The sequence below is a fragment of the Hymenobacter sp. genome (assembly GCF_035709525.1).
GTDB lineage: Bacteria > Bacteroidota > Bacteroidia > Cytophagales > Hymenobacteraceae > Hymenobacter.
In genome coordinates this window covers 1-3,798 of sequence record NZ_DASTEP010000068.1, presented here as the reverse complement: position 1 = coordinate 3,798, position 3,798 = coordinate 1, and the positions used below count along the sequence as shown (strand labels likewise).

Genomic DNA, 3,798 nt, shown 5'->3' with positions numbered 1-3,798 from the left:
TAGAGATGCTTCGGCAAGCTCAGCATGACGGACGTTTTCGCTGCTTTCTCTCCCTATTCGTCGTCGCTACCGCCAAGCAGCTTCCAAGCTTCCTCGTTGCCTTGCTGGCCGGCGAGGTGCAGGGCAGTGAGGCCTCGGACGTCTTTCAAGGTCGCGTCGGCCCCGGCGTCGAGCAAGATTTTCACGATTTCGTTGCGGCCGAAGAGGGTGGCAAACATGAGGGCGGTGCCGCCGTTGCCGTTGGTGCGGTTGAGGTCGGCCCCGGCCTCGATGAGCAGGCGCGCGATGTCGGCGTAGCCTTTAAAGGCCACGCCCATAAGGGCCGTGTTACCGCTGGCGTCTTGTAAGTTGAGGTCGGCGCCGCGCTCAATAAGCAGGCGGGCAGCGTCGAGGTGGTCGTCGTAAGTAGCCAGAATAAGGGCCGAGTGGCCCTTGCCATTTTGGGCGTTGAGGTCGAGCTGCGGATTTTGAAGCAGCTGCCGGATAACGGCTACTTCGCCGCGGCGGGCGGCGTCGTAGAGCAGGTCGATGGGTTGGGAGGAGGTGAAAGCCATAGTGGGTTAAGAGAACTAAGCTCGCCTACGACAACCCAGGGGCCGGAGATGTTTGCGGGCGGCGGCAGCGCGGCTTGGCTGCTGCGCGCCGCGCCAGCCAGCAGAGTGAAAAATGCCCTCCAGAATACCCCTACGTAGTTCCACCTAAAAAAATTAGGGGTATTACGCAGGGGTAAACAACCGTAAGCTACCCATGAGGCCCTAGCGCGCCAGCGCGCCCTACTCTTTTACCCTGTTCTATGCTGATTAATTCCCTTACCGATGCCGAGGGCAGCCGCTGCACCCTCACCTTTGAAGAAGCCGACGGCTGGCTGCGGGCTACCTGGCGCGGCTTCATCGACCCCGAGGAAGCTTGGCGCGGAGCCGACAACTACCTGAACCAACTCGCTGGCATCCAATGCCCTTATTTACTCAACGATAATACCGACCTGCACGGCCCCTGGTTCGACTCGCTCGACTGGCTGCTGCGCATCTGGGCGCCGCGGGCCGCCAGCATGGGCCTGCGCTACGTGGCCCACGTGGTGCAGGCCGATACCCGGCACGATACCCTTACCACCGCCCCAGCCAACGCGGGCATCTGCTTGTTTGAGTTGCAATTTTTCGACGACGTAGCCGAGGCCGAAGAGTGGCTGCGCGCCTGCCAGGCTAAGGCTACCCCGGCATAGCGCACCCCAACCCTACCCCAGCAGCCGCTGCAAGCGGCGGCCCAGGCCGGGTAGCTGCGCCAGGCGCGCACCCAGGTTGAGCAGCCACGGCCGGGTGCCCAGCAGCCGCATCAGGCGGTAGTTGCGGGCCAGCACCGGGCCTAGCTGGCGCTGCACCTCGGCGTCGTAGGCGCGCATAAAGTCGGCGCTAAAGTCATTTTGGGCAAGGCACTGCCGGGCCTGCGCGGCGGCCATAATGCCGCTACGCACGGCCATATCGATGCCGTGGCCCTGCAAAGGGTCGATGAGCGAAGCCGCGTCGCCGCACAGCATAAAGCGCGCGCCGCTGCACGGGCGCTGCCGCCCGCCGCCCATCGGCAGCCCAAAGCCCAGCACCGGCCCCAGCTGCCGCGCCTCGCGGAAGCGGCCAGCCAGCTCGGGGTGGTTTTTTATGGTATTTAATAAGAGCTGCTTGAGGTCGACCTTGTGCTTGGCTACTAGCTCGGAGAGCATGCCCAGGCCCACGTTGTAGCGCCCCGCCCCCACCGGAAACAGCCAGCAGTAGCCCGCCAGGTAGTTTTGGCTGAAGAAAAACTCGGTGGTGCCCAATTCGGTACCCGCCACATTTTCAAAATACGCCCGCACGCCCGCGCTGTGGTGGGCGCGGGCCAGGCGCGGCTCGGGCAGCAGGCGGCGGCCCACCGCCGAGTTGGCCCCGTCGCAGCCAATGACGAGGCGGGCGGTTAGTTCGGTGCCGTCGGCCAGGGTCAGCTGCGCGTAGTCGGGCGTTATGTCCAGCGTTTTCAGCGCCGTGTTCTCGCAGATTTCGGTATCCGTAAACTGCTTAACCAGCCCGAACAGCGCGGCGTCAAAATCGAGGCGCGGGCTGTTGAACGTCCGCAAATTCCAGTGCATGTAGAAGCTCGCGCCGCTGGGGGCCACAATGCGGCTGCGGCGCACGTCGTCGCGCGGCTCCAGCTGCCAAAGGGCGTCCACGTAGGCCGGGTCGAGCTGGCGCAACGCCTTGAGGGCGTGGCCTGGCACGGCGTCGCCACAGATTTTATCGCGCGGGAAAGAAGCTTTATCGAGCAACAGCACGCGCCGGCCGCTGCCGCGCAGTGCCAGCGCGCAGGCCGTGCCGGCGGGGCCGGCCCCTACTATGATGATGTCGTAATCTACCTCGGTTGGCACCTGGCAAAGGTAGCCTAGGGCTGCTACGCAAAAAGGCGCCTTCCCCGGCTGAGGAAAGCGCCTTTTTGCGTAGCGCGAACTTTGTAGTTCGCGTTTTGCCACGTGCGAACGGCGCGAAAACGCGAACTACAAAGTTCGCGCTACTACGCGCTACTACTAGTTATCCGTAGCCGGCACGCGCGGCTCGTGCTCGCCGGGCTGGGGCACGCCGGCATCTTTCAGCCCGGTGCGCGAGCGGCTGGCAACGAGCGCGATAGTAGCGGCCAGGCCAGCGGCGGCGGCCACGCCGGCCAGCACCGGGTGCAGCGTGGCGCGGGTGTAAAGGCTGGTTTCCATCACATGGCTGGGGTTGCTGCCGCGCACTTTGGCGTGGGGGGCATTGGGGCGGTGCAGCGAGCCGGCGGGGTCCACGGCGCGGGTGCCCTCCTGCTTTTGCTGGGCCACGCCGGTTTTGGCTTCCAGCCAGTCCATCGCACCGGGGGCATATTTGTTGGTGGTGCTCATGAGCTTGCCGCCGCCGCCCACGTAGATGTCGCGCACCGGGTGCGTGGCGGCGTGCAGAATGGCCTTGGCCACTTCTTCGGGCGCGTACACGGGCTGGGGCAGCTTGGGCTTCTCGGTCAGGTAGTTGCGGGCGTGCTCAGGGAAGGGCGTGTCGATGGCGGCGGGCTTAATGAGCGTCACCGATACGGGCGCTTTTTCGTCGGCCAGCTCGATGCGCAGGGCGTCGGTAAAGCCCTTCACGGCGTGCTTGCTGGAGGCGTACATGCCCTGAATGGGCACCGCCACGTCGCTCACTACGCTGCCGAGGTTAATGAGCGCGCCGCCGTGCTTTTTGAGGTGCTTGATGGCTTCGAGCGAGCCGTTGACGATGCCCCAGAAGTTGGTTTCGTAGAGCTTCTTGAAGTCTTCGAGCTTGCCTTGCTCCAGCCGGCCCCACATGCCCACGCCGGCATTGTTGACCCACGTATCAAGCGCGCCGAAAGTAGAATGGGCGGCTTCGTGGATGCGGCGCACGGCGGCGGGGTCGGCCACGTCGGCAGCCACTACGGCCACCCGGCCGCCGAGGTCGCGGGCCACGGTGTCGAGGTCGGCCTGCGAGCGGGCGGCCAGCACGAGGCGGGCCCCGGCCTTGTGGGCAGCTTGGGCCGTGGCCAGGCCGATGCCGCTCGTGGCACCGGTAATAACGATAACTTGCTGGTCGAGGGGCTTTAATTTGAGAGTCATCAGGAAAAGGGCGGAAATGGAAAGAGGAGGAAGTGCGCCCGGCGGGCACGCTGGCTGTACGGCCGCTGGCCGTAAATGGATAGGTCGAGGTTAGCCTGTAAATACGGAGCAATCAGGTCATGCAACGCGCAGCGAAGCATCTCGCGTGGCGCAGTAACTTCTGGCGTCTGTCATGCTGAGCG

4 protein-coding genes are annotated in these 3,798 nt (G+C 64.6%); 1 reads left to right on the top strand and 3 read right to left on the bottom strand.

Annotated elements, in window-relative coordinates; all coding sequences use genetic code 11:
• Positions 1–53 precede the first annotated feature (53 nt).
• Positions 54–554 carry an ankyrin repeat domain-containing protein gene (locus VFO93_RS06380; RefSeq protein WP_325133513.1) on the bottom strand — a complete coding sequence of 167 codons (501 nt, stop codon included), beginning with the start codon at positions 552–554 and terminating at the stop codon, positions 54–56.
• Between the two features lie 239 nt (positions 555–793).
• Here VFO93_RS06380 and VFO93_RS06375 point away from each other — a divergent pair, with 239 nt between their 5' ends.
• The gene (locus VFO93_RS06375; RefSeq protein WP_325133512.1) at positions 794–1,219 is read left to right on the top strand and encodes a hypothetical protein; all 426 of its coding nucleotides are present in this window, start codon (positions 794–796) and stop codon (positions 1,217–1,219) included.
• Positions 1,220–1,231: 12 nt separating this feature from the next.
• On the opposite strand, the gene VFO93_RS06370 is transcribed toward VFO93_RS06375, so the two are convergent.
• Positions 1,232–2,389 (bottom strand): NAD(P)/FAD-dependent oxidoreductase, encoded by a 1,158-nt coding sequence (locus tag VFO93_RS06370; RefSeq protein ID WP_325133511.1) that lies wholly within the window; start codon positions 2,387–2,389, stop codon positions 1,232–1,234.
• A 156-nt stretch (positions 2,390–2,545) separates the two neighbouring features.
• Positions 2,546–3,616 carry an SDR family oxidoreductase gene (locus VFO93_RS06365; protein ID WP_325133510.1) on the bottom strand — a complete coding sequence of 357 codons (1,071 nt, stop codon included), beginning with the start codon at positions 3,614–3,616 and terminating at the stop codon, positions 2,546–2,548.
• Between the last annotated feature and the right edge of the window lie 182 nt (positions 3,617–3,798).

Excerpts from the sequence above, each read along its gene's own strand:
- VFO93_RS06380 (WP_325133513.1), bottom strand. The coding sequence starts at position 554 with ATGGCTTTCACCTCCTCCCAACCCATCGACCTGCTCTACGACGCCGCC.
- VFO93_RS06375 (WP_325133512.1), top strand. The coding sequence starts at position 794 with ATGCTGATTAATTCCCTTACCGATGCCGAGGGCAGCCGCTGCACCCTC.
- VFO93_RS06365 (WP_325133510.1), bottom strand. The coding sequence starts at position 3,616 with ATGACTCTCAAATTAAAGCCCCTCGACCAGCAAGTTATCGTTATTACC.